The sequence below is a fragment of the Paenibacillus sonchi genome (genome assembly GCF_016772475.1).
Lineage (GTDB): Bacteria > Bacillota > Bacilli > Paenibacillales > Paenibacillaceae > Paenibacillus_AQ > Paenibacillus_AQ sonchi.
The window spans coordinates 3,585,954-3,610,438 of sequence record NZ_CP068595.1 but is presented as its reverse complement, the minus strand read 5'-3'; the positions used below and the strand labels follow the sequence as shown (position 1 = coordinate 3,610,438).

General features: G+C 51.2%; 24 protein-coding genes and 3 pseudogenes. 4 read left to right on the top strand and 23 right to left on the bottom strand.

All coding sequences use genetic code 11. The features are described from left to right. Positions 1-62: 62 nt before the first annotated feature. The 4 genes from JI735_RS16435 to JI735_RS16420 all read right to left on the bottom strand — a co-directional run bounded on the left by JI735_RS16435 (position 63) and on the right by JI735_RS16420 (position 3,114). Positions 63-887 carry a carbonic anhydrase gene (locus tag JI735_RS16435; protein ID WP_039834859.1) on the bottom strand — a complete coding sequence of 275 codons (825 nt, stop codon included), beginning with the start codon at positions 885-887 and terminating at the stop codon, positions 63-65. Between the two features lie 346 nt (positions 888-1,233). Continuing rightward, positions 1,234-1,539, bottom strand: coding sequence for a hypothetical protein (locus JI735_RS16430; RefSeq protein ID WP_039834858.1), 306 nt, complete (start codon positions 1,537-1,539; stop codon positions 1,234-1,236). A 269-nt stretch (positions 1,540-1,808) separates the two neighbouring features. Further along, entirely contained in the window at positions 1,809-2,252 is a 444-nt protein-coding gene (locus JI735_RS16425) for a hypothetical protein (protein WP_157771343.1), read from the bottom strand. 232 nt (positions 2,253-2,484) lie between these two features. Next, complete coding sequence (locus JI735_RS16420) at positions 2,485-3,114, bottom strand: YfbR-like 5'-deoxynucleotidase (RefSeq protein WP_039834856.1); 630 nt, start codon at positions 3,112-3,114, stop codon at positions 2,485-2,487. 302 nt (positions 3,115-3,416) lie between these two features. Here JI735_RS16420 and JI735_RS16415 point away from each other — a divergent pair, with 302 nt between their 5' ends. Then, positions 3,417-3,635 (top strand): PspC domain-containing protein, encoded by a 219-nt coding sequence (locus tag JI735_RS16415; RefSeq protein ID WP_020430908.1) that lies wholly within the window; start codon positions 3,417-3,419, stop codon positions 3,633-3,635. A gap of 54 nt (positions 3,636-3,689) precedes the next feature. Further along, complete coding sequence (locus tag JI735_RS16410; RefSeq protein ID WP_039834855.1) at positions 3,690-4,373, top strand: PspA/IM30 family protein; 684 nt, start codon at positions 3,690-3,692, stop codon at positions 4,371-4,373. A gap of 109 nt (positions 4,374-4,482) precedes the next feature. Here the strand turns inward: JI735_RS16410 and JI735_RS16405 are convergent, their stop codons facing one another. The 11 genes and pseudogenes from JI735_RS16405 to JI735_RS16355 all read right to left on the bottom strand — a co-directional run bounded on the left by JI735_RS16405 (position 4,483) and on the right by JI735_RS16355 (position 13,811). Continuing rightward, entirely contained in the window at positions 4,483-5,820 is a 1,338-nt protein-coding gene (locus tag JI735_RS16405; protein ID WP_039834854.1) for an LLM class flavin-dependent oxidoreductase, read from the bottom strand. Positions 5,821-5,867: 47 nt separating this feature from the next. Further along, entirely contained in the window at positions 5,868-6,353 is a 486-nt protein-coding gene (locus tag JI735_RS16400) for a DinB family protein (protein WP_039834853.1), read from the bottom strand. Next, on the bottom strand, positions 6,353-6,628 hold the full coding sequence (locus tag JI735_RS37870) for an FAD-dependent oxidoreductase (protein ID WP_051051705.1): 276 nt from the start codon (positions 6,626-6,628) through the stop codon (positions 6,353-6,355). The genes JI735_RS16400 and JI735_RS37870 overlap by 1 nt, the downstream gene beginning before the upstream one ends. Before the next feature lie 265 nt (positions 6,629-6,893). Next, positions 6,894-8,075, bottom strand: a complete 1,182-nt coding sequence (locus JI735_RS16390) for an amidohydrolase (RefSeq protein WP_202677577.1) — start codon at positions 8,073-8,075, stop codon at positions 6,894-6,896. Between the two features lie 25 nt (positions 8,076-8,100). Continuing rightward, positions 8,101-9,116, bottom strand: a pseudogene (locus tag JI735_RS16385) (LLM class flavin-dependent oxidoreductase). An 11-nt stretch (positions 9,117-9,127) separates the two neighbouring features. Continuing rightward, positions 9,128-9,880 (bottom strand): amino acid ABC transporter ATP-binding protein, encoded by a 753-nt coding sequence (locus JI735_RS16380; RefSeq protein WP_039834848.1) that lies wholly within the window; start codon positions 9,878-9,880, stop codon positions 9,128-9,130. After that, entirely contained in the window at positions 9,877-10,587 is a 711-nt protein-coding gene (locus JI735_RS16375) for an amino acid ABC transporter permease (RefSeq protein ID WP_039834850.1), read from the bottom strand. The genes JI735_RS16380 and JI735_RS16375 overlap by 4 nt, the downstream gene beginning before the upstream one ends. Beyond that, positions 10,587-11,368, bottom strand: a pseudogene (locus JI735_RS16370) (amino acid ABC transporter permease). The gene JI735_RS16375 and the pseudogene JI735_RS16370 overlap by 1 nt, the downstream one beginning before the upstream one ends. A gap of 39 nt (positions 11,369-11,407) precedes the next feature. Beyond that, complete coding sequence (locus JI735_RS16365; protein WP_202677576.1) at positions 11,408-12,283, bottom strand: transporter substrate-binding domain-containing protein; 876 nt, start codon at positions 12,281-12,283, stop codon at positions 11,408-11,410. Further along, entirely contained in the window at positions 12,213-12,803 is a 591-nt protein-coding gene (locus tag JI735_RS16360) for a GNAT family N-acetyltransferase (protein ID WP_202677575.1), read from the bottom strand. Before JI735_RS16360 ends, JI735_RS16365 begins: the two co-directional genes overlap by 71 nt. Positions 12,804-12,917: 114 nt before the next feature. After that, positions 12,918-13,811, bottom strand: coding sequence for a LysR family transcriptional regulator (locus JI735_RS16355; RefSeq protein WP_039834842.1), 894 nt, complete (start codon positions 13,809-13,811; stop codon positions 12,918-12,920). Positions 13,812-14,091: 280 nt separating this feature from the next. Here JI735_RS16355 and JI735_RS16350 point away from each other — a divergent pair, with 280 nt between their 5' ends. Continuing rightward, positions 14,092-14,676: a GNAT family N-acetyltransferase gene (locus tag JI735_RS16350; RefSeq protein WP_051051703.1), complete on the top strand. Its 585-nt coding sequence runs from the start codon at positions 14,092-14,094 to the stop codon at positions 14,674-14,676. Here the strand turns inward: JI735_RS16350 and JI735_RS16345 are convergent. Further along, the gene (locus tag JI735_RS16345; RefSeq protein ID WP_039834841.1) at positions 14,628-15,836 is read right to left on the bottom strand and encodes an MFS transporter; all 1,209 of its coding nucleotides are present in this window, start codon (positions 15,834-15,836) and stop codon (positions 14,628-14,630) included. The genes JI735_RS16350 and JI735_RS16345 overlap by 49 nt on opposite strands. 965 nt (positions 15,837-16,801) lie before the next feature. Between JI735_RS16345 and JI735_RS16340 the strand changes: the two genes are divergently transcribed. Then, complete coding sequence (locus JI735_RS16340; RefSeq protein ID WP_039834840.1) at positions 16,802-17,491, top strand: 3'-5' exonuclease; 690 nt, start codon at positions 16,802-16,804, stop codon at positions 17,489-17,491. A 142-nt stretch (positions 17,492-17,633) separates the two neighbouring features. On the opposite strand, the gene JI735_RS16335 is transcribed toward JI735_RS16340, so the two are convergent. The 7 genes and pseudogenes from JI735_RS16335 to JI735_RS16310 all read right to left on the bottom strand — a co-directional run bounded on the left by JI735_RS16335 (position 17,634) and on the right by JI735_RS16310 (position 24,446). Further along, positions 17,634-18,491 carry a LacI family DNA-binding transcriptional regulator gene (locus tag JI735_RS16335; protein WP_411830125.1) on the bottom strand — a complete coding sequence of 286 codons (858 nt, stop codon included), beginning with the start codon at positions 18,489-18,491 and terminating at the stop codon, positions 17,634-17,636. A 33-nt stretch (positions 18,492-18,524) separates the two neighbouring features. After that, positions 18,525-18,632 (bottom strand): annotated as a pseudogene (locus JI735_RS37865) (hypothetical protein); the annotation flags it as partial. A 92-nt stretch (positions 18,633-18,724) separates the two neighbouring features. Further along, on the bottom strand, positions 18,725-20,191 hold the full coding sequence (gene gtfA, locus JI735_RS16330; protein ID WP_202677574.1) for a sucrose phosphorylase: 1,467 nt from the start codon (positions 20,189-20,191) through the stop codon (positions 18,725-18,727). Between the two features lie 13 nt (positions 20,192-20,204). Next, positions 20,205-21,167 carry a carbohydrate kinase family protein gene (locus tag JI735_RS16325; protein WP_039834835.1) on the bottom strand — a complete coding sequence of 321 codons (963 nt, stop codon included), beginning with the start codon at positions 21,165-21,167 and terminating at the stop codon, positions 20,205-20,207. Between the two features lie 177 nt (positions 21,168-21,344). After that, positions 21,345-22,172, bottom strand: a complete 828-nt coding sequence (locus JI735_RS16320) for a carbohydrate ABC transporter permease (RefSeq protein ID WP_039834834.1) — start codon at positions 22,170-22,172, stop codon at positions 21,345-21,347. After that, positions 22,172-23,056, bottom strand: a complete 885-nt coding sequence (locus JI735_RS16315) for a carbohydrate ABC transporter permease (RefSeq protein ID WP_039834837.1) — start codon at positions 23,054-23,056, stop codon at positions 22,172-22,174. Before JI735_RS16315 ends, JI735_RS16320 begins: the two co-directional genes overlap by 1 nt. Positions 23,057-23,123: 67 nt before the next feature. Next, positions 23,124-24,446: an ABC transporter substrate-binding protein gene (locus JI735_RS16310; protein ID WP_039834833.1), complete on the bottom strand. Its 1,323-nt coding sequence runs from the start codon at positions 24,444-24,446 to the stop codon at positions 23,124-23,126. Positions 24,447-24,485 lie beyond the last annotated feature (39 nt).

Here is a 24,485-nt window from a genome sequence, read left to right as displayed (position 1 = left end):
TTTTGTATTCCGTCTAGGATTAAGGTTCATCTATTCCGGGAGAACCTCCAGTTAGCTCAGGCCTACTCATCCGACTCAACTTCCCGGGAGCCGAGCGCTTGTACAGGACGGTTATCATGCGGGAAAATCGCGGCAAATTGATTGATTTGCTCCCCGGACCATTGAACCGGATGTTCCATGACGATCCACTGCACCCCTTCGGTGCATGGGGGCGTGGTGAGCGATCCCTGGTAGCGGAAGGAATGAAGATCTGCCGGAAGCAGCTTATTCATATCGAACTCGCCATCCACCGGAACTTCCTCTTCACTTTCTTCGCCCGGAAGCACGGACCAAAGCTTGTTCAGCCCGGCATTTTCCGTACCTTTAGTGATCAGCACACTCAGTACCGCAAGCTGGCCTTCTTCATTTTTATGTACAAAATGAAGCTCCATGTCCGCATGTTTGCCATCCACCTCGTGCTCGCTGGGCAAGTGGAAATGGAACTGCTGCAGGGTATATGTTTTGCCTTCAACAGTGATCCGGTTCTTCTGATTCTTCAAATTCACCTGAATGGTATGGCCGTTATTAATCACAGCTACCGGAGACGGTGAATACTCCACTCCAACAGGCGATAGGCTCCCCTCATCCTTCACTTTCTCCTGGAGAATATTAATGGGGGACTGGGCCTTACCGGTACTGCATGTTGTGAATAGTTCGTCGAGTTCCGCCCAATGCTCCGGTGACGTTTCCCCTTCGTAGGACCAATGGGCCTGATGAGCGCTTGCCGTGGCTGGCGGCTCCTGTGTGCCTTCTGCCTTGCCGTTCTGGTTGTTACCTCCGCAGCCCGCCATCACAGACATAATCATGACCGGGAACAGTATTTGAGATAGCCTTTTGTTCAGACTCATGTACAATCCTTCTTCCTTATATTATGTGGAGCACCACTATAAATAGTAAATAATGGAACAGGAAGCAACAAGTGAAAAAAGGCTCAAAGTTCTCAAAATGATTCTAACTATTCATTTCCCTAATAAAATATGGCTTCCCCAATGAATCCGTCACTGTCGTAGAGACTCACAGTTCCGCCACCCTCACAGTTCCGCCGCCCTTATACTTCGAAGATTTGAACTTTCCCCACCGTAAGCGGCTTAATCTGGGTAATCGCCGATTTCAAATAAACCTTATAGCATACATCATGTGCAACCAAACTTTGTGTAGTGGGACTTGCTTGGGCTGCGAAAGTTGAGTTTATAATTATTTACTCTGAAAAAAAGATTTAATACCCTCAGATAATAGCAATTCAACACCCTCATTATGATTACTCACATGTCCTGACTTAATTAATTCCTCTAAATAGTCTATCTTTTCATCTGAAATAGTTACGGTTATACTTTTAACATCGTTTTTAGGGTTCTTCATGATTTCTTTCAATCTCATCATTCCATCTGTACTTAAAGAATTCCTTTCAACAAGCTCCTCAAGCATTCCTTCTGGTATTGGAACCCCTTTTAGAAGTACTTCGCGAATCTGTTTTTCAGTGGTTTCATGTAGATAATTCATCTGATGGTACAACTCCTTCTCAAAAATTATAAATGTTAAACTCAGCTTTAGTAAGTGGACTAAGGTATCGACCAAAAAAAAGAAGGATTGTTTATATATCTATATTTAAATGTTTATCATTCATTTTTTAACTTCAATTCCATAAGTTCATTATGTGAGCCTACTTGGTTTGAGCTAGATAATATGCAATTTTTCTTCCGATTTTTCAATTCCTAGTTTTTTTGCTTAATGAATATAAAGTAAAAAACTTTGTGTATGTTGAATCTAACTTAAGAACCCCCTTTATGTTCCCGGCTATGTATAGCTTCAGCGTACAACTCATAAACGGGTCGCATATACAGCTTACCGATTATAAAATAAAGGACCGCCAGCACGATCAGAACCCCATAGACAACTCCCCGCTCCTGCCCGTACACAAAATACAAAATGTCGAAGTTATCCGTCATGTTGAGATTGAATACAACCTTCAGCGAGTCCATCAGCATCATGCCGAACAGCCAATAAAAACCTGCACAGATCAGAATATGTCCTACCGTTCCCATGGCGCGAAAAGAAAAGGGCAGCTTCAGCAGCCCCGTGCCGAGCAGGTAGGTAACAATACTTAAAGCAAAGACCAGCAGCAGCAGGGTCAGGCTCTTTTGCGGATGGAGCGAATAGACAAGGACACTCGTAAGAATCAAAAAGATCAGGACATCGGCTGTTATTTTTTTCACAACTGTCCTCAAGCCGTTTCTCTTCAGCCTGCTTGCTGGAGGACTCCACAAAAAATCAAAAATATAAATCATAAGCATTAAAGCACCGAACCAGGCCAATACACTGGAAACCGGCAATACATCCAAATAACCCACGCCTGCACCACATTCCAGATTTTTCCTACATTATAGCATGTGCAGATTACCCTATACAGAATTACCAGGTATAAAAAAAGAAGCGTACCCGGCATTCCTACAGAGCCAGCGCCTCTTCCGTTATTTGTCTGATATCAATGGAGGAAATCGTTTCTTCATTCACCATATCCGGCAGAATTTCCGTCAGGAAATATTCAACACACTTCAATTCAATGTTCTTGATTTTGATCAGGGCATTGCGGTACATCACCACAAATTCCTTCTCCGTGTTCCCTCTCTGCAGTTCGGCAAAAGCCTCATACACCTGGTCCATCTTGTCGGCTACCTCCAGAATCAGCCCTTCCAGCGAATCATCCTTGCCTTCACGAAGTTGCTGATAGAAAATGCTTTTGAACTCCTCGGGAATGTGCTCCTTAATGAAGTTATCGATCATCCCCTCTTCAACCTGCTGGATCAAGGACCGCAGCTGCAGCGATGAATGCTTGACCGGGGTTTTGATATCGCCGATAAAAATCTCACCATAATCATGGCTGCTCGTAATTTCGTACAGCTTCTTCCAGTCAATGACGGCACCGTTTTGCTCCTCAATGTCGGCCAGTGTTTTGGCATACTGCACGACCTTCCAGGAATGGGCGGCCACGCTGTGCTCCTCGAATTTGAATTTGCCGGGGCAGCGGATAATACGTTCCAGTTCGTTCAGCGAACGGAAATATTTATGAATTCCCATGCCAGTCCTCCTTTTGTCCAGATGCGGATGTGATCCGGTACTGTCCAGTATAGGCCGCAAGTGTTAAATCCGAATAAACAAGCTTACAGGTTATGTAAAAAACGGGGACAACTATGCGTTATCCTGCGTTTGTCCAAGCTTTCCCCGCCTTACTGCCGAGGCCATCCCCGACTAAGGTCGGGATCAAAGAACAGTCTTCAGGCCGTTTTGCAGCAAAGCTAATAGCTTTACAATAAACACATAGACAACGGCTAAGACGAACCGCTCCCCGGTTCAACCCATATGAGAGGAAGAGATTAATTATGAAAAAATTGTACCGTTCCGATAGGGACAAGAGAATCAGCGGCGTTTGCGGAGGTTTGGCCCGTTATTTGAACATCGACACCACTCTCGTCCGGCTGCTGGCTGTCGCCGCTGCCCTATTCAGCTTAGGCACTGTAGTGTTCCTGTACATTCTGGCAAGCATCCTGATGCCTAAAGAGAACTACAACAGTTACCCTGAAGGTTACGAGTACTACTAATTCCAAGCCGACAATACCAAATTCCATAATATAAGAGACAAAGGAGAAATGAACATGAGTATTTTCCAAAGAATCACAACCCTGACCAAGGCGGCAATCCACGAAGGACTAAATAAATTAGAGGACCCGGTACTGCTGACCGGACAATATTTGCGGGACCTGGAGGAAAAAATCTCCAGTGCCGAAACTAAACAGCGTGAGTTCCAAGCGGCAGCAAGTGTCCTGGAGCGCCGTATCTACGAGAATCAGGTGCTGGCTGAACGAAGTGAAGCGGAAGCCGTGCAGGCGATGAACGAAGGGAACGAACCTGCTGCCAGAGCAGCGGTTATGGCTAAGCTGCGCTACACCGAAAGTGTTCAAGAATGCACCGCAGGGCTGGAAGAAACCCGTGAAACGCTCGCAGTCCTGGACAGCAGTCTTCTGAATGCCAGGGAAGAGCATAAACGGCTTAAGGCAAAAAGAGCCGAGCTGGCAGCCCGCGCCCGCAAAGCGGCTGAGTTAAAGCGCGCCTCCGAAAGCAGCAGCTATTCTGCCCATCCCGGACACCCCGGACAGATCTTGAATGCCGGTGCGGCCTCACGCGGCTTCGAGCGCATGGAAGACAAAATCAACGAATGGGAAGCCGCTGTCGAAAGCTCTGCACATTACTCGGCAGGCATCCCTGAATCCCCGCTGAACAGCGCCGTTGAAGCTGAGCTGGAACGCCTCCGCAGCCGGAAGGCCGGAGACAGCAAGTAAGACGGCCAGCTCTAAAATCTGTGCATAACCTAAAAGGATACTCTTCCTGATGACAGGAAGAGTATCCTTTTTAGGTTTGCAGAAGTTGGCAGCATCACGCATGCTGCCGTCACACCAGCGGTGAAGGCTCCGGAGCCTGCGCATACCGGTTCTGCGGAACCGGAAGACCGAGATTGCCCCGCAGAGTATCACTTTCATATTCGGTGCGGAACAATCCCCGTTCCTGCAGGATCGGAACCACACGGTCCACAAATTCCTCCAGGCCGTTTGGCACAGCCGCTGCCAGCATAAATCCATCTGCCGCCCCGGCTTCAAACCAGGCCTGAATCTGATCCGCCACCTGCTCCGGTGTTCCGATGAAGCTGCTGCGCGGAGTAGCCGCCTGCAGGGCAACCTCACGCAGGGTCAGGCCTTTTTCCTTGGCATTTTTCTTGATTTTATCCGTGCCGCTCTGAAAGCTGTTCCGGCCCAAGTCTCCCAGCTCCGGAAAAGGCTCATCCAGCGGATATTGCGAGAAATCATGATGCTCAAAGAACCGGCCCAGATAATTCAGCGCGTTCTCAATCGTTACGAGTCCGGCCACCTCCTGATATTTGCGCTCCGCTTCCTCCGGCGTATCGCCAAGGATGGGACCGATGCCGGGAAAGATCAGCACCTCATCGGGATTCCGCCCAAACGAAGTTACGCGCGTCTTCACGTCCCGGTAAAATTCCTGCGCTTCCTCCAGCGTATCATGCCCGGTGAAGACGGCATCCGCCTCTTGGGAGGCATAGTTTTTTCCGACCTCTGAAGAACCCGCCTGGAAAATAACCGGCCCGCCCTGCTTCGAGCGGGCGATGTTCAGCGGACCTTTGACGGAGAAGAATTCACCTTCATGGTCCAGTGTATGCATTTTTTCCGGATCAAAAAAAACACCAGTCTCCTTATTGCGGACAAATGCATCATCTTCCCAGGAGTCCCATAAGCCGCGCGCCACCTTCAAATATTCCGCAGCAATCCGGTAGCGTTTGCCATGGTCGGGATGCTCCTTGCGGCCATAATTCAGTGCAGAGCCTTCCAGCGGCGAAGTTACCACATTCCAGCCTGCCCGGCCGCCGCTGATCACATCCAGTGATCCGAATTGCCGCGCCACGGTGAAAGGCTCGCTATAGGAGGTAGACAACGTGCCGACCAGGCCAATTTTGCTGCTGACTCCCGCCAGTGCGCTAAGAATGGTCAGCGGCTCAAAACGGTTCAAGAAATGCGGAATAGATTTCTCATTGATATATAAACCGTCAGCTATGAAGATCAGATCCAGCTTGCCTTCCTCAGCCTTTTGCACCCACTGCTTGTAGAGCTCAAAGTTTACACTGGCATCCGGCTTGGCGTCAGGATGGCGCCACATGGATGTGCTGCCCCCGACTCCGTGCAGCAGCGCACCCAGCTTCAGTTGTTTGGGCTTGGTCATGTTCATTCCTCCTCAGAGTTTTATGGAGCATTACTTCCTGAATTACGTTAATGGAACCGCGGCAGCGCCCTGCTTACAGCGTCCAGCTTAATCCGCTCGATCTGGGCCAGATGCGTCTGCACATGCCCTGTGAAGCTGCGGAGGATGTCCGCAATACTGACGGCTTCTCCCTTGAAATTAATTCCGCTTTTCTCCCATTCCCCGTCCCCCAACCGGTTGAACAGCAGACTGTTGTAGTGGAGGAGGCTGCGGAACAGCTCCAGGCTGTCTGCGGCATGGCCGCCATTGGCATGCTGGCCGCTTACCCAGGCGTCCTGGTTAAATACCGGCAGCTGTGCCTCAGTCCCGGCCAGAATGTCGCGGATGCGGAAGGAAACCACAATGCTGTGATCGGCCAGATGCGCGAGCACCTCGGTGACGCTCCAGCTGGACGGTGCAGCTTTCCATCTTAGCTGTTCCTCACTCAGCCCTTCCAGTGACTGTACCAGTTGGTCATACGTATTGAGATAATCCCGGATTTGCACGCTGCTCATTAGATCCCCTCCAAAGTAAGTCCGGACTGTGGCCGGTCCGGTGATAAGTCAAAGCGGGACAAGGAAAATGGCCCGATATTCTGTTTCGAAGCTCTCCCTGCCGCCAGATCCGCCAATATTTCGCCGACCACGCTGGAAAATTTAAAGCCATGCCCCGAGAACCCTCCGGCGAGCAGAATATGGCGATAAGCTGGGTGGCGGTCGATAATGAAATCCTCATCCGGGGTATGCTCATATTTGCAGACCGACCCTTTGAGCAGCCTTCCGGCCTCCATACCCTGCCGGTATCATGGCGGCCGATCTTCAGTCCTGCCCTGCCAATGCTGGGAAAGCCGTAATAGCCGCCCTCCCCGGTACCCAGCGTAAAGCCCGGAAAGCTCCCGGCATCAAAACCCGGTATGCTTTGAAACCAGCCGACCACCTTGCGGATCGCTTGGATCGGCAAGGCGGCAAACGGCGGCAAGGACCCAAACCACGCTCCGGCACTCATGCCCATTGAGCCGGCACCGACAATAATAACGTCATAACCCGGGGGCTTCGCTATGATGCTGCACCCTCTTCCGCAGAGAAATGCTCCAGCACCCGGACAGCCAGGCCGGCAAAAAATGCAGCTCCCACCGGCAGTGCCGCCTCATCCAGATTGAATGCGGGATGATGCCACTCCCGGCTTCCCGCAGTGCCCACAAAGACGAACAACCCGGGAACCACGCGCTGATAAAAAGCAAAATCCTCTCCCGCCGGCGATGGCTGAGGCTTCACATAATCGAAACCCAGCGTGGCGGCGGTTTCTTCGCCCAGCCGGGCCAGTCCGGCATCATTATTCACCGGCGGCGGTCCGCCGAGCCAGCGCACCGCCGCTTCGGCTCCCAAGGCAGCGGCTACACCGGCCGCTACCTGCCCGAAGCGCTCCAGCACTTTGCTCCGCACGGCTTCTTCAAACGTGCGGATCGTGCCCTCCAGCACCGCTGTCTCAGGGATAATGTTCCAGGAATTCCCGCTATGCAGCTTCGTAACGCTGACTACCGCACTTTGCAGCGTGCTGACGTTGCGGCTGACAATGCTCTGCAGCGCCGTAACGATATGCGAAGCGGCCACAATGGGGTCCGTCCCTGCCTCCGGCACGGCCGCATGCGATCCGGCTCCCCGCACCTCCACCACAAAGCCGTCCGCCGCCGCCATCAAAGGCCCGCCGGTTATGCCAAGGGTGCCTACCGGCAGGTCCGGCTTATTATGCATGCCGATGACTGCACGGACGCCCTCCAGCGCTCCGCTGGCTATAATCTGCTGTGCGCCTTTTGCCTTCTCCTCAGCGGGCTGGAACAGAAGCCGGACCTTTCCTTTCAAATAAGGCTCCTGCTGTTTCAATTGATAGGCGGCACCCATCAGCGCTGCCGTATGAAAGTCATGTCCGCAGGCATGGCTTTTGCCGGGATGAAGCGAAGCATAGGGCAGCCCGGTTTCCTCCTGAATCGGCAGCGCATCAATATCGGCTCGCAGGGCGACCACCGGCCCCTCCTGCAATCCGCCGATCTCCGCGATGACACCGGTCGTCAGGCCATAGTCAATAATGGTTATTCCGGCTTGTTCCAGCAGAGAGATAATATATCGGGTCGTTTCGAATTCTTCGTTCGAAAGCTCCGGGTACCGGTGAAGATGGCGGCGGATGCCAATCACCTTTTCATTTAAAGCCTGTATACCATGCTCCGCGTTGCGAATACTCATCATAATCCCTCCCTTCAGCCAAATACTATGCCTCCGCAGGCACTTCAGCAAATGCCTCATGCAGGAGCTCAAAGGATCGGAGCCGCTTGTCAAAGGACTGAACATTCGTCGTCACGATGAACTCCGTGACACCGGAGGCCCCGGCCAGCGCCAGCAGCTGTTCACGGACCGCTTCCTTGGTTCCCTTCGTGATCATCGGCTCCCGCTCTTCGAGCGTGTACGCTTCCTTGCTCTGCCGGGTAAACTCTTCCGCCTGCTCGCGGGTCGCCACCGTCAGCGTCTTGCCGCTGGCCAGATGAATCCGGATCAGCTTATGCGCTCCGGCCAGCTCCTTGGCCTCCGCCTCCGTCTCAGCAGCCAGCACGGCAAGGGCGATTATGGCCTGCGGCTCTCTCCCTTGCGAGGTGTCAAAGCCGCTCCGGTAGGCCCGGATCGCTTCCAGCGCCACCGCCTGGTCACCGCTGATGAACAGCGAGAAGACGTAAGGCAGTCCAAGGCTGGCGGCAATTTCTGCGCTGGCTACGCTCGCCCCCAGCACATAGAGCTCCGGCGGAGTGCCCGGAACCGGTCCCGCTTTTAGTCCGGCCAGCGGATGATCTGCCGCCAGCCGGTTATGCACATATTGCTCAAGCTCTATAATTTTGTCCGTCAGGGAAGGCGCTTCGGCTCCGCCCTGCTGCAGTGCCTGAGTGCTCCGGGGCAATCCCCCGGCGCCCGGCCGACTCCAAGATCCACCCGTCCCGGTGCCAGCGAAGCCAGCACATTAAAATTTTCCGCTACCTTATAAGGGCTGTAATGCTGGAGCATGATGCCGCCGGAGCCTACCCGGATACGCTCTGTCTTGGCAAGCAGATGCGAGACCAGCACCTCCGGGGATGAGCCCGCCACCTGCTCGGAATCATGATGCTCTGATACCCAGAAACGGCGGAAGCCCAGCCGTTCGGACAGCTGAGCCAGCTTGACCGTATGCTGAAAGGCTTCTTCCGGTGTTTCACCGGGGTAGATTGGACTCTGATCCAATACGCTGATTACAATAGCCATGGGCTTCCCTCCTAGATTGAATAGTTCAGCTCCGGCGTAATCCGCTTCAGGAACTGCTTGGTTCTTTCTTCACGCGGATGGTTGAACACCTCCGTTGGTGTCCCCTCTTCAACGATCAGCCCGCCGTCCATAAACACCACGTGATTGGCCACATCGCGGGCAAAACCCATCTCATGCGTCACCACGATCATCGTGATGCCTTCCTTGGCTATTTTGCGGATGACGGCGAGCACCTCACCTACCAGCTCCGGGTCGAGAGCCGAAGTAGGCTCATCGAACAGAATCACTTCCGGCTCCAGCGCAAGCGCCCGGGCAATCCCGACGCGCTGCTGCTGGCCTCCGGACAGCTGGCTTGGATAGGCGTCCAGCTTTGCGCCGAGGCCCACCTTCTCCAGCAGTGCTATACTTTTCTTCCTCGCTTCCTCCTTCGGAAGCTTTTTCACGATCAGCAGTCCCTCCATCACATTCTCCAGCGCTGTTTTGTGCCGGAACAGATTGTACTGCTGGAAGACCATCGCCGTCCTTTGCCGCAGCCGGTGAATATCCTTCTTGCGGGCATGCCTGCAGTCCAGCTTGAAATCACCGATGGCGATTTCTCCGCCGCTGGGCTTCTCCAGATAGTTCACGCAGCGGAGCAGCGTGGTTTTGCCTGAGCCGCTGGGGCCGAGAATGACCACAACCTCACCTTTGGCAACCGTCAGATCAATATGGTTCAGCACCTGATGGCGTCCGAAGGCCTTCGAAATCTGCTTCAGCTTAATCATATGACTCCACCTCGATTGTACAGATTGATCCGCTTTTCGATCAGGGCGGTGGCCCGTTCAATCAGGAACGTAAGCCCCCAGAAGATCAGCGCCGCCGCCAGATAGGCCTCAAAAAACCTCCAGTTCGTGGAGGCGACGATCTGCGCCTGGGCATTGATATCCACCACTGATACGGTAAAAGCAAGGGTTGATCCATGCAGCATGCCAATCACGGAATTGGAGAGATTCGGCAGGCTCGCCGCCAAAGCCTGGGGGAAGACAATCCGCCGCAGCGCCTGGAACGTAGTCATGCCTACAGCATGGGCAGCCTCCATTTGCCCGCGTTCCACCGCCAGCAGACCCGAGCGGACTACCTCTGACATATAAGCGCCTGCCGTAATCGAGAATGCAATGTAGGCAAAGCCGATCATCGGAATGGATACCGACCGGAAGCCCCAGCCGAAATGCGCCGCCAGCCCGTCAATAATCATCGGCAGCCCGAAATAGATCAGCAGCAGATGGGTAAGCATCGGCGTCCCGCGGATAAAGGTGACATACCCGGTCGCTAGTGGATGCAGAAACGGCACCTTGTAAATCCGGATAAGCGCAACGGCGATGCCAATAATCAAACCGGCACTTACCGAAACAAGCGTAATATACAATGTTGTTGGGATTGCACTGAGAATTTGCACAAATGCTGTCCATATAAATGAAGGGTCCAGCTTCATCATCCGCCGCCTCCTTTACCTGAGCCCATCTGGGCAATCATTCTCCGGTAAGAAGCGTGCTTTTGCAGACTAAATGTTTTTCTCGCAGGATTCCCCGGTACTTCATGCCGCAAGAGACGGCGTTCGGCCGCCAGCAGCAGCTTCTCAAGCGTAAAGCTGATCACCAGATAAATCAGGGCAAGCGCAATATAAGTCTCAATAAAATGCTGGCTGATGCTCCCCAGCGTCTGCGCTTTTCCCGTCATCTCCATCACCCCGAGGGTAAAAGCGAGCGAGGTATCCTTCAGCAGGGCAATCACCAGGTTGGAGAATACAGGAACCGCGATCCCCAGCGCCTGAGGCAGCACAATCCGTGAAAAAGCTTGAAAAGACGTCATTCCCGCCGCATAAGCTGCCTCCACCTGTCCCCGGTCAACAGCCGTCACAGAAGCCCGGATCATTTCAGACATGAAAGCTCCCGTGTGCAGCCCATAAGTCAGAATCACAAAGAACAGCACGGGCGTCCGCGTCACATCCACGTGAACCAGCTTCAATATTTCCGGCAGACCATAATAGAACAAGAACAGCTGAATCAGGATCGGGGTTCCCGGAAAAATGAGATATAAATCCCGGCAAAAGTTTTTAGAACCGGCACCTTATACAGACGGGGGAGGGCCACCAGGAAGCCTACCACAATACCTGCCAGCAGAGAGAAGCCGACAATCAGAAGCGTTGTACCCAGCGTAGTCAGCAATTTTGGCAAAAAGGTAAAAACATAGCTGATATCAAACGGTGCACCCATACGTTCACTCTCCCCTCCCCATAGTTTTTGAAAAGCCAATCATTTCACTTCATCTGCAGTAACGTCTGCTCCCAGCCATTCGGTGCTCAGTTTTGCCAGTGTTCCATCGGCCTTCAGTTCCTTGATTGCTCCGTCGATGGCATCAGCCAGCGTCTTGGAATCGGCATCATCCTTGCGCAATACGTAGAGAATGTCCGCAGAGGACAGCTCTGGCCCTGATGCCTTCAGCTTGGCTTGCGGATCAATGACCGGCAGTACAAAATCCGCCGCGAGCGTGGCATCCACCCGTCCGGAGCTGATTTGGCTTACCGTATCGTTGGCGGCTCCGTTCTGATAGACGATTTTGATTGCATTGTCATGCTCCTTGTTGTAGTTCTCCAGGATTTGCGCCTGGGCACTGGTTGCGCCGACGAGGGCTTTTTTACCCTTCAGATCATCGAGGGTCTTAATCGAGTTGTTATCCTTGGCGACCACAATCCGGTTTCTCCAGTGTGCATAAGGCTCTGTATTAAAAAGATATTTCTGCTCTCTCTCCGGATTCTTCTCCATGACGTGAGCGACCAGATCAATCTTCTTCGTATCCAGGCTCAGCAGCAGATTGCTGAAATCCATCGTCTGCAGTTCAAATTCATACTGCGGCAGCCGGCTGTCGATATCCTTGAGCAGCTCCACATCGAAGCCTGTAAGCTTGCCGTTCTCATCAATGAAGCATACCTGTGGAAAACCGGTGCCCGTGCCGACGACAATTTTGGTTACTTGGCCCGCGTCAGTTGCGGCAGGAGCCTCTGTGGATGTTTTCGCTGCTGCTTCAGCGGTATTGCTGCCCTGGCTGCTGCTTGCATTATTATTCGTGCCGCAGCCCGCAATCACCAGTGTCAGCAATAGTCCATATACCAGCGGGATCGTCTTCTTCATCGTTTTTAGCCCCTTTGAATAGTAGTTGGTTGACCGATAAGCTTTTTCGCATCAAATACATAATCCCGTCGCCATTTTGCGGGTCCAGCTCCAGAATCCGCTCGTATCCCCGCCGTTCATACATCGGAACCAGCCAGGGATGTTTCTCCGCCGTAGCCAAAGTAACTGCAGCAGCGCCCAGCTTGCCGAGAATCACATTCTCCTCAACCCAGTCCAGCAGCTTGCCGCCGTACCTTTTTCCCCGGGCATCCGGGTTTACCGCAAACCATTTGACAAAAGGCAGCTCAGTGAGCGCCTTGATCTCTTCACCTCTGGACAACGTAATTGTGGCTTCCACGCTGCCATCGATCTCCAGCACATAACACTCGTTCGTAGCTATATTGTCCTTAATCAGCGCCAGATCGGCTGTGGCCGCAGGCCAGTGCAGCCCGAGTTCACGAATCGTCTCATACGCACGATAGGTTATATCCAGCAGCCGCTCCGCATCCTTCAGCTCTGCCAGCCGGTAAACCTCTCCCATTCTGCCACCTCCGTCCGTTTTAAATTTTATAATCCCTATAGAATTAGTGGTGATTATCTGCAATCAACTTTATCACTGCATGCAGCCATGCGCTAATAGAGTTTTTTAATTGATCTATACAATAAGTCGATTTAGCTGACTGCCCGTTCCCAGCTCCAGCAGCGTTTGGATAAAGCCGGCATACTCTCCATTTAGGGAGATCAGGCTGGTCCGCAGCGAGATCCCTTCCGTCTCGGCAATCTCTACCCGGGTCAGGGTTCCGGCTGCAACCTCCTCTTGCACACTCAAAGCCGGGAGAAAAGCAATGCCCGCCTTTCGCAGCACCAGCTTTTTGGCCGTCTCCAGATTATCCACCTGGTATACAATATCCGGCGGCTGCTCCATACTCTCGAATACACGGTGCAGCCGCAGCCAGTCCAAAGAGCCGCATTCAAAAAACACGAGCGTCTCCCTGCGGATATCCTGGATTGAAGCATGTCTAGCCTGGGCCAGAGGATGCCCTTCATACACATATAGAGAAATCGGGTCCTCACAGAACGGATAAGCCTGGATCGCCGGATTCACCACCTTGCGGATGAAGGCCAGATCGATATCCTTCGCCTTCAGCTTGTCAATCAACACCTCCGTGGGGGCCGTAGTCAGTTTAATATTCAGATTCGGATACGCCCCCTTCAGATGAACCAGAAGCTGCGGCATCAGATAGTTGGAGACGGATATCGTGCTGCCGATTCGCAGCTCATCCGGGACCAGCCCTTTAGATTGAATCTGATGTTTGCCCGATTGATAGACCTGAAGAATTTGCTGGGCGTAGGGAAGGAACTGCCTGCCTTTATCCGTGAGATTAATCTGCTTGCCCACCCGGTCGAAGACTCTGCAATCCAGCTCACGTTCAAGCGAGTGTATGCGGGCAGTAACTGTAGGCTGGGAAATATACAGAACATCCGCTGCCTTATTGAAGCTCCCGTAGTGGTTGATATAGACAAACGCTTCGATATTTTCAATGTTCAATAGTAGCCCCCCTCATCCCTATTCACTAAATTTTATAATTCCGATAGATTAACAATGAATTAAAGGCGAAGTTTCCTATAGATTTTGTTTATATCTTAGTCACAGCCCCTTTTTTTGTCAACTGAATTTCCTTGTTGTTATTCAGGAACACCATTAAAAAAATCACAAAAATAGATAGAACTTTTCTATCCATTGATCGTAATTATTAAATTCCACTTATATTCATCGGATTTGTCGTCTATAATAAGCCTCATTCATTTTGATTCACAGGAGGCACAAGATGTCCAACTCCAAAGAGATCCTTATCCGTAACGCAGCTGATTCAGACCGGGATGCTATCGCCAAAGTGCTGCTGGAGGCGTACGGCCAGTATGCCGCTGAGCTGCCTGAACCGTTCTGGGCGGAGTACCGTCGTTCCATTCTTGATTCTGTGCACGGAGCTGCCCCCTATGCGCGGATCGTCGCTGAAATAGATAACCGGATTGTCGGCAGCGTGCTGCTCTTCCTGTCCTCCGAAGAAGCGTACGGGCGTCCCGAGCTGGGCATTCGCTCCCCAATTATCCGCCTGCTGGCGGTTTCTCCAAGTGTCCGGGGCCGCGGCATCGCAGTACTGCTGATCCGTGAAGCCGCCAGAAGATCCATCGGGCTGGGAGCCGCCACCTTGAACCTTCACACCTCCGATATGATGGCTTCCGCAGTTAAGCTATATGAGCGGCTAGGCTTCCAGCGGGCTTATGAGACGGATATTATGAACGGGGATACCCTGGTGAAGGGCTATTGCCTTGATCTGGGAGCATTCTCCCTTCCTCATGCCCTTCAGACTCTTTCAAGACGTTTTAAACCTCTTGATGAGAAGGCACCATAGAGAATAAAACAAGCTGCAATAAAAAAGATAATTCTTAAGCTCATAAACTTAGACAAAATGCTAGCTATAGCAATAGAAAGAGTACGTAATGTATTAATAATAAATCTTGTTGTAGTAAAGACCCGTCCTAATATTTCTTTTGGAAGTTCTGTCTGTAACGTCGTACGAATTCCATTCGGCGCAGATGCAGCTCCAAGGCCAACCAATAAATATGCGCCTAACACAACAAAAAGGTTATCAGCAAATGATGTTATCATTAATGATACTCCTAATAAAATCATTCCAACTACTATAAGATCATAATGGTGATACGGTTTTTTCTTACGAATTATTAAAACAGACCCAATTACTAAGCCAATTCCTTCCGCAGTCATAATCCAACCATAACTTTCTGTAGGTAAGTGCATATAATCACTTAACATAATAACAATAAGTGATCCCGTCGCCCCGATACCAATTAATAAAAATCCCCAAATTAAAATAATTTTTTTAACAAGCTTGCTTTTTGTTACAATTTCCAAACCTTCTTTAATCTCCGTAATAAAATGTTTTGATTTTTCAATTACTGCTTTCTCATACTTATACTCAATAAATAAAATCATTAACCCAGCGAGAATAAAGGTAAAGATAACGGCTGAAATACTTCCATTAATGCCAGCCAACGTTATCAATAGACCCGCTATTGCTGGTCCAAATATCATATTCACCGAATCCGTAGTTGACAGAACTGAATTAATTTTTGAAATATCCTCTGAAGGTGTAGTCTGAGGTATTATTGAGCTAATGGTAGATGAGCTTGTTTCATCACAAATACCAAGTATAACTGCAACAATATATATTGTTTCGATGGAGAGATGCACTAGCAGAAGAGCAACTGCAGCACCTCTTAAAATATTCACAAATAATAAAATATATTTCTGATTTAAACGATCTATTAGCGCACCTGCTATAGGTGTTAAAATTAGGGAAGGAATAAATTGCACAATAAAAAAACCACCGACTGCTATGGTGGAACCTGAGATTTTATACAATTCTACTATTATTCCTATATCAAAAATATAAGCCCCTAAAGATGAAAAAAAATAAGTCAGAAACATACATACAGTGTTTTTTGATATTGATTTAGATGTTGGTTTAGATATTTGTTTATTTGAAATCATAAGATCCTCCTGTATTAATATGCCAAATTCATTGCCTTCTTCCATGACTCACAGTATGGATACGGCGCTTGAAGTCCGACTTCTAATACATAGTATATTTAAATATTTTTAACAATAATATATATCATACTATATTCACTAGTAGAGCATCCCAGAAGTTCCTACCCTGATGAAGTGATCAAAACGATCCGGGCGCTAAGATGAAACCAAATTGCGAACAAAGTAAGTCAACCCTTTCGGTCATGGTACCACGATACGGTGTCGCCCCCCACTTCCCGTAGTGGTTCGCCACGCCGAGTGTGTAGGTTTGCACGGTAACTTTGGTGAGTCGGGCTAGGTTGACGGATTCCCGCCATCCATCGTGTAGAGTGCCGTACACTCGAACCTTCAGGTGATCGTAATCGTGGCGCGCAAGCTCATCCTCCAGCATCGTTCGCTCGAAGGTAAGTAAGGACTTTTGAGACGTTCTACTAGTACAGCGTCCTGCAAGTTCTTCCCCTCCTGTGTTCCACTCCGGATCGGGGGATGAAACGAAGCCGAACATCTCAATCCTCCAGACAGACCGGGCAAAGGGAATCACGATCTTACGGACTCCAGCGCCGTTATTTCAACAATCCGGGCTTTTTATCCAAGCTAACGGACTGAGGAGACGCTAAGCTGGCATTTCCCGGAGCATAAAGGTGGATTTGCATGAAATAGGGTCATCTGGGTCCGTAAGCGCCCGGCAAAAACCGATTTCAAGCAGATAACGGCATCTGGGTCCATTAGGCGAAGCCCCCCATTTCAGGGGAGGCTGGAGGAACTTGATCCTCTGCTGTATGAGCCGTTTGGCTTTGTTTTCTCCTCTGGGAGAACCAGGGAGGAACTTTTGAGATGTTGTACTAAGAATTGTAAATTCAATAGTTTGTATTTGCCTCTCCGCTCCTTTAATATGAATTCTATATGATGAATAAGGGGCTTTACCTATGAATTTTACTGCGATAGACTTTGAAACGGCCAACTCCAGCCGCTCAAGCGCCTGCGCTTTGGGGCTTGTTCAAGTGAGAGAGGGTGTAGTGAGCGCCGAGCATGTGTGGCTGATTGATCCGCAGCAGCGGTTCGATGGCATGAATATTGCCATTCATGGTATTACCCCCTCCATGGTTGAGGGAAAACCGACGTTTGGTGAGCTATGGCCCACACTGGAACCGCTGCTGCAAGGAGAGGTGGTCATCGCGCATAATGCTGCTTTTGATATGAGTGTGCTGCGCTATTGCCTGGACCGGACCGCCTACAGCTATCCTGAGTTTCAGTACATGTGTACCTACCTGCTCGGCAAAAAAATGCTGCAGGACCTGCCTTCCCACAAACTGAACGTAGTGTCACAGCATTTCGGGATCAGCCTGAAGCATCACGATGCGCTCGATGACGCCAGAGCTGCGGCGGCGATACTGCTGAAGCTGATGGAACGTGAGCAGCATACCGATCCCCTCTTGCTGGCCGGCAGCCAGGGCTATAAGGCCGGAACGATGTATGCGGGAGGCTATACGCCTTTTAAGTCCCCGCCCAAGAAACCAGCCAAAAAAGCAGCAGCCAAGAAAAGCACTCTACCGCCATCCTCCCGCCCGGCAAAAAGCACCTCCGGCAGCAGCTCCGCCTTGGGCAATTTCTTCTGAACATGCAGAACCCCCGATCCTTCCCCGGATCGGGGGTTCTGCAAACTGTCTTCCCGCACAAAAAGCCGCCTGCTTCGGACAGCAGGCGGCTTTTTGTCTTGTCCGATGATTGTGCGCAGGCTTAGGGGCGCTCCTGCCGCAGTCAGGTGCTTTCCCGTTCGACCAGCTCCACCGGGAGAACGGTCTCCCGCTCTACCGGCTTGTCATCCATCTGCTCCAGCAGCAGTTCAACGGCCCGCCGGGCCATATCCTTGATCGGCTGTTTGATCGTGCTTAACCCGGGCATGTACCACGAGGCGGCGTGGATATCGTCATAGCCGATGATCCGCACGTCGCGGGGGACCTCCTTCCCGAACGTGCGGCACCACTTCATCACGAACAGCGCCATCAGATCGCTTGTCGCGAACACGCCGTCGATGTCGGGGTGTTCAGTGAACATTTTCCGGATAATTTCATTGTAAGTCTGCTCATCGAAGACATTCAACTCGGTCTGGTAGGTGACAAATTCGACGCCTTCCTGTCTCGCCTCACGCTCAAAACCGGTCGTACGCAGATTGGACAGCATATCCAGCTTCATATTGCCGGACAGGTGGCCGATCTTGCGGCAGCCCTTAGCAATCAGCAGACGGGCCGCCAGAGCTCCGCCATTTTCATTGTCCGAAGCGACAAACGGAATATCGGCAATCCGGCGGTCGATGGTGACCAGTGGATAATTCAAATTGGTATATTCGCCGACCTCCAGCGTATGGCTGCCCAGAATCATCCCGTCCACCCGGTTGCGCCGCATCATATCAACGTATTCCCGCTCCTTGACGGAGTCGAGCTGCGAATTGCACAGCAGGAGCTTGAAGCCGTGCTGATAAGCAACAGATTCGATTGCATTCGCCAGTTCGCCGAAGAACGGATGCTCCACGCTCGGGATAATCAGCCCGAGTACATTCGAGTGCTTGCGCAGCAGCGAACGGGCCAGCTCATTGGGCTGATAGTTCAGCTCGTCCATGACTTGGTATACCTTCTGCCTGGTCTTCTCGCTGATATACCCCGGTTGTTTAACACTCTTGAAACGGTGGTCACGGACACACCGGCTTTTTCCGCCACATCGTTGATCGTAGCCATTGCATTGCTCCTTCCTAAAGCTCATCTCTCTATTATAATTTATCTGGCGCTTATAGGGAAAAGATTGGCTGACCAACGAATCGCTAATACCATCCTGTGCCTTCTGAAAGCGCAGCTCTACACCTCAAGCTGCACCAGCACGCCCTCGCCGTCCGTATATTCAATCTCAGGGCGCATTGTATCAAGGTTAATGTACAGCGTGCAGTGGAATTCGCCCTTCGTCCAGGACAGTCTGATTTCATTCGCTGCAGCTTCCTCCACTGTAAAATCACCGTTAAACGCCTCGTATTCATTTCTGAACCGGATCAGCTTGAGCAGACGCTGTACAACTTCCTTTTCCAGCGATTGTCCGATTTCTGAAAGCGTATAGTTGCGGCGGTTGATTTCGCGTCCCTCGCCGGTTTCCCGCACCCGCTCCAGATCATTTTCACCAGCCAGCAGCCCGACATAATACACCTGCGGAATGCCCGGAGCAAAAAACTGAATCGCCCGTGCCGCCAAATACGCATCGTCATCGCAGTTCAGCACCGAGTAATAGGAGCAGCGGATTTGATGGACGTCGAACCCATCGGGCGCCTTGTGCTCATCGGATAAGATAAGGCTCAGGTTGGCCCCTCTTTCGACACAGGTGTCAACGATCTTACGGGCATCCTTCGTGTCGATCAGATCGTCCAGATCAGGCTTGACCGGCACGCCGTCATGACAGTCGAGCATTGTGAACTGCTTGGCCGGACGGGTGCGCAAGTACTCCCTAAGCCCACGGCTGTCCTTGTTCAGCAGCGTATCGAGAATCCGGTACGGCAGGATAAAATCGTAAATCCAGCAGCCGTGCTCCGCCAGCTTGTATTGAATCGAATAGTGCGAATGCACCTCAGGCAGCAGTTCGATATCAAGAGAATCGGCCAGCTCCTTGATCCAGTCCAGAAAGCCATAAATTTCCGGCTCAACGAAAAAGCAGCTGGTGCCCAGCTTTTTGATCACGTAGCCTACCGCATCCAGCCGGACGATCTTGATATTGTTCTCCTTGAAGCAGGTGAAGAATTGGATGAACAGCTGCTTGACCTTCTCTGAGCGGATATCCAGATCAATCTGCTCGGACGGATCATTTTTGCCGAAGGTCGTCCACACCTGAAGCTCTTCCCCTGTGTCCTGAATGGTGAAAGTGGAGTAGGGCTTACTGCGGCGCAGGAACATTTTATCGATATCCGCCTGTACCGGTTGTCCGTCCGCCCAGATTTTATCCAGCGTAAGGAACAGATCGGCGTAGCGGGACTGCCGCCCGTGCTGCAGGACGTCCTGAAAGTAAGGGGACTGGCGGGAGATATGATTGACCATCAGGTCCACCAGCACATCATGCCGCTCCCCGATTGCCCGGATGTCGGCCCAATCCCCAAAGGCAGGCTCAATCTCCAGATAGGTCAGCGGTGCAAAACCGCGGTCCCCCGACGAAGGGAAGGGAGGCAGAATATGAACCCCGCCCTTGAACACATCAGGAAAATACACATCCAGCGCATGATGAAGCGACTTCAAATCCCCGCCAAGCGAGTCCGGGTACGTAATCAGTTGCACTTGATTTTTAACCATCGTCTTCTCTCCCCTAACATCCGTATTCGGCTTGTATTATATTTAGATCCGGCAGCGGAACCACTGCACCGGTATATTTCAGCTTAAATGCGCTTACGGCAAAACCTGAGCGGAGCGCCTCACGGACCGTTGAGCCTCTGACAAGCGCCGTATAGAACCCCGACCAGAAAGCGTCACCCGCTCCGGTCGTGTCGACCACCTCATGCGCCAGCGTCTCAAACCGGGCCGTCTCCTGTCCATTCGAGACAATCGCGCCGTCCTTGCCGAGCGTCATAATGACAAGACCTGCGCCGAGCGCGATGTATTTTTGCACCTGGTTCTCGGGAGTATCGCGGCCGAACAGCCGCTCCGCATCGTCTTCCGAAGGCTTCACGATGTCCGCCTGGCTGATAATCTTCTTGACATAGGCCGTGCCATCCTCGCCCTTCCGCCAGACCTGGGGATGGTAGTTCGGGTCAAAGCATACCGGAATGCCGCGCCGCTTCGCCGCCTCAATCACCCGGTTAATGGTCTGCCGCGACGGCTCCATTGAGATCGGCCAGCAGGAGAAATGCACGAACCCGGCCTTCAGCACTGCCTGCTCCAGTTCCGGCGTATAGGCCAATTGGTAATCCGCAGCCCGGTAAAAGATCGGGACAGGGGTGGACGTGCTTTTCGTGATAAGCACCAGACTGGTAGAATCCTCTACAATTTGCACACACTTGGTATCAATTCCTGCCTTTTTCAATGATTCAACCAAAAAAAGACCCAGCCGGTCATTACCGACTGCCGAAGCCACTATAGGACGGATACCCAGGCGGCTGATATTCATTGCGATATTGGAAGGAGCCCCTCCGAAAAAAGGATGATACGTCCCTTGCCCTGCAGTATTCTGATCCTCCTCTGATATAAAATCAACCAGCATCTCTCCCGCTGTCAGCACATCGTACTCTCTATCGGCCGGCAGCTTGATTCTCTCATCTAATTTGAACACCATGTTCTCCCTCCTACTGCTATCCAATATATCAATCATCTATCTATGGCTCCGCTCTCTCAGACGGGCCGATGCTCTCAATGAATCAAATCGCGGCTTGTGGCGTGTCCCCAGTACACTGGCCCCCACTCTCTGTGCCGCCAGGATGATATCGGTGCATCAAATCATTTTCGCAACCAGCTACTTCACCGAACCCTGCATAACGCCCTGGATAATGTATTTTTGAGCGAACAAATACACAATCACTACCGGCAGAATGGTCAACATCAGGCTCGCCATCAGCGGACCGTAATCGACCGTGTAGGTGCCGTAAAAGGAATAAGTGGACAGAGGCAAAGTGCGTTGTTCAGCCTCTACCAGGACCAGCGATGGCAGCAGGAAGTCGTTCCAGATCCATAAAACATTTAGAATCCCGATGGTCACCGTCGTCGGTACCAGGACCGGAAATACAATTTGAAAGAACATTCTTATTCTGGAGCAGCCGTCAATCATCGCGGCCTCTTCCAATTCCTTAGGGATGCTCTTAATAAAACCGTGATAGATAAACACGGCCAGTGAGCTGCCGAACCCCAGGTACATAAAGATCAGGGAAGACTTGCTGTTCAGCATATCGAGAGAGCCGTAAATTTTCACCAAAGGAATCATTATCGCCTGGAACGGAATAATCATGGACGCTACCATAAACAGAAATGTATTCTGGTTCAGCCTGCTGGGATTGCGCACAAAATAGTGGGCGGTCATGGCGCCGCAAATCCCGATCAGAATGACGCTGAAAGCCGTGATGATAATGGTATTGGTGAATGCGTCTACATAGTTCATCTGTTTAAAGGCATAGCTGTAATTGGCGAATTTAAAGCTGGTAGGCAGGGCCAGCGGGTTAGAAGTAATCATCGCGTTTTCTTTCAGGGAGTTTAGCATCAGCAGTAAAAAGGGAACGAGAAATAAAACCAGCAGTATAGCCAACACAACGAATTTTGCCGCTGAGCCAAGCTGTCTTTGGACGCGCATCAGGCTTCCACCTCCATCTTTTTGCTGAAATATACCTGCAGCAATGTGATTACGGCCACGAGCAGGAACAGGACGAACGCTTCAGCCTGGCCGACACCGTAGTCCCGTGACAAGAAGGCTTTTTGGTACACGTGCATGGACACAAGCTGTGTAGAGCCGAATGGGCCGCCCTTCGTCAGAGTCAAGTTCAAATCATAGACCATAAAGCCGCGCTGCAATGACAGAAAAAGACATACGATAAACGAAGGCACCATCATGGGAATAGTCATACGGGTCAGCTTTTGCCAGCTGTTGGCTCCGTCGATGCTGGCGGCTTCCTGTATATCGGCAGGCACACCGGTTAAACCCGCCACATAGATCACCATCATATATCCGGCATACTGCCAGACGGTAACAATGACCAGCGTCCAGAAGGCCTTGCCCGGTTCAGCCAGCCAGGATGCGCTGAAGATGCCGATGGAGGCTTTTTGCCCCAGATAGACCAGTACATTGTTAAAAATAAATTGCCAGATGAAACCCAGCACGATGCCGCCCACCAGGTTTGGCATGAAAAATCCCGCCCGGAAAACATTCTGGCCCTTGACTCTTTTGGTAAGCGCGTAAGCAAGCATAAAGGCCAATACATTGGTGAGCACTACGGTAAACAGCACGTATTTGAGGGTAAGCCCAAAGGAGCTCCAAAATTCCGAGTCCGCAAAAACCGATCCGTAATTCCGGAAGCCGACCAAAGTATGTCCAACAGAAATGCCGTCCCAGCTCGTAAAGGTTAAGTAAATGCCATATATAAAAGGAATAATCATTACGGTCAAAAAGGCAAACAAGGTAGGCCCGGTAAACAGAAGCCGCAGCCGCAGCCGGTTCCAAAAGCCTTTTTCTCCAGTCATCGCATGCTCACTCTCCTTCGTGTTGAAAACCGGCAGGGCCGGAAACAGCCCCGCCGGCAGAATCACATTACTTTACTGTTTTCCAGTAGTCCTGAATCTCTTTGGCCAAAGTGGCCCGGTCGCCGGCCTTGGACAAATATTTCTGCATGGATGCCCCCACCTTGGTCCAGTGGTCGGCCGGCAGATCGCTCAGAGACGGCTCCACCTTGCCGGCAGCCAAATAGGCTTGAATCGACTTGCCTAACGGATCTGGTGTCTCCATAGTAATATTCTTGAAGGCAGGGACGATATTGGCTTTATTCACCAGGAAATCCTGTCCGGCTTGTTCATATACGATCCAGTCAAAGAATTTTTTGGCTGCCGCCTGCTGCTCCGGAGTCGTCTTCTCCTTGTCTACAACAATACGTTTGCTTACAGCAGCAGAAATTTGGGTGTTGCCGTAATCATCGGGATTATTGCTGACGGGCACAGGGAGGAAGCCATATTGCTTGTCGGCTGTATCAAAGCCGCTGATCTGCGGCCATGCCCAGTTGCCCATAAACCAGATGCCTACTTCACCCTTGCCCAGCACTTCAGGTCCCTTCTCATAAGTTGGAGAAAGCGGCGAGGCCTGTTCCATGTTGTACTTCATCATCACATCGAAGGTGTCCATCAGCCCGTTAAATACCTTGTTGGAGGACAAATCCACAGTTCCTGCTCTAAGGGAGCTGATAAAGCCGGCAACCTCCGTGCTGTCCTTACTCTGCCCTCCGTAAGCCAGAGAAAGATAATGAGCGCCAAGCGACCAGTCCATCGGAGAAATAGTGAGGGCTTTTTTTCCGCTGGCTTCTATTTTCTTGAAAAGCTCCTCTAGTGAAGAAGTGGTATTGATCGAAGCAGGATCAAAGTTCCCTCCTACAGCTTTATCCAGGACTGCTTTGTTGTAGATCAGGCCATACCCTTCAACCGCCAGCGGGAAAGCATAGTTTTTGCCGTCAAACGTAGTCAGATCAAGCGCGCTGTCAATAGCGTCGCCATTCCACTTCGCATCGCTCAGATCAAGAATGTGGTCCTTGAATTTGGCTACATCCCCGGTATCCAGCATAATCATGGTAGGCTGATTGCCGGAGGCATACAGCGTGGAAGCTCTTTCAAAAGGCGATGTGCCGCTCGGCACTTGCTGAATTTCCAGTGTGATGTCAGGATATGCCTCATGAAAGCTCTTGGCCGCATCCTCTAGTTGGGTTTGAATTTCACCTTTGGAATTAAGCAAAGTGATCTTGACACTTTTATCCGTGCCGGATTTATCTGAAGAGGTGGTGGATTTGCTGCCGCTGCTTCCACAGGCAGACAAAGAGGCGGATAATATCAAAGTAAGCGCTGTTAAAGATACCTTTTTAAATCCTTTCATGTGTACATTCCCCCATCGGTAGTTTGTATAAAGATGATT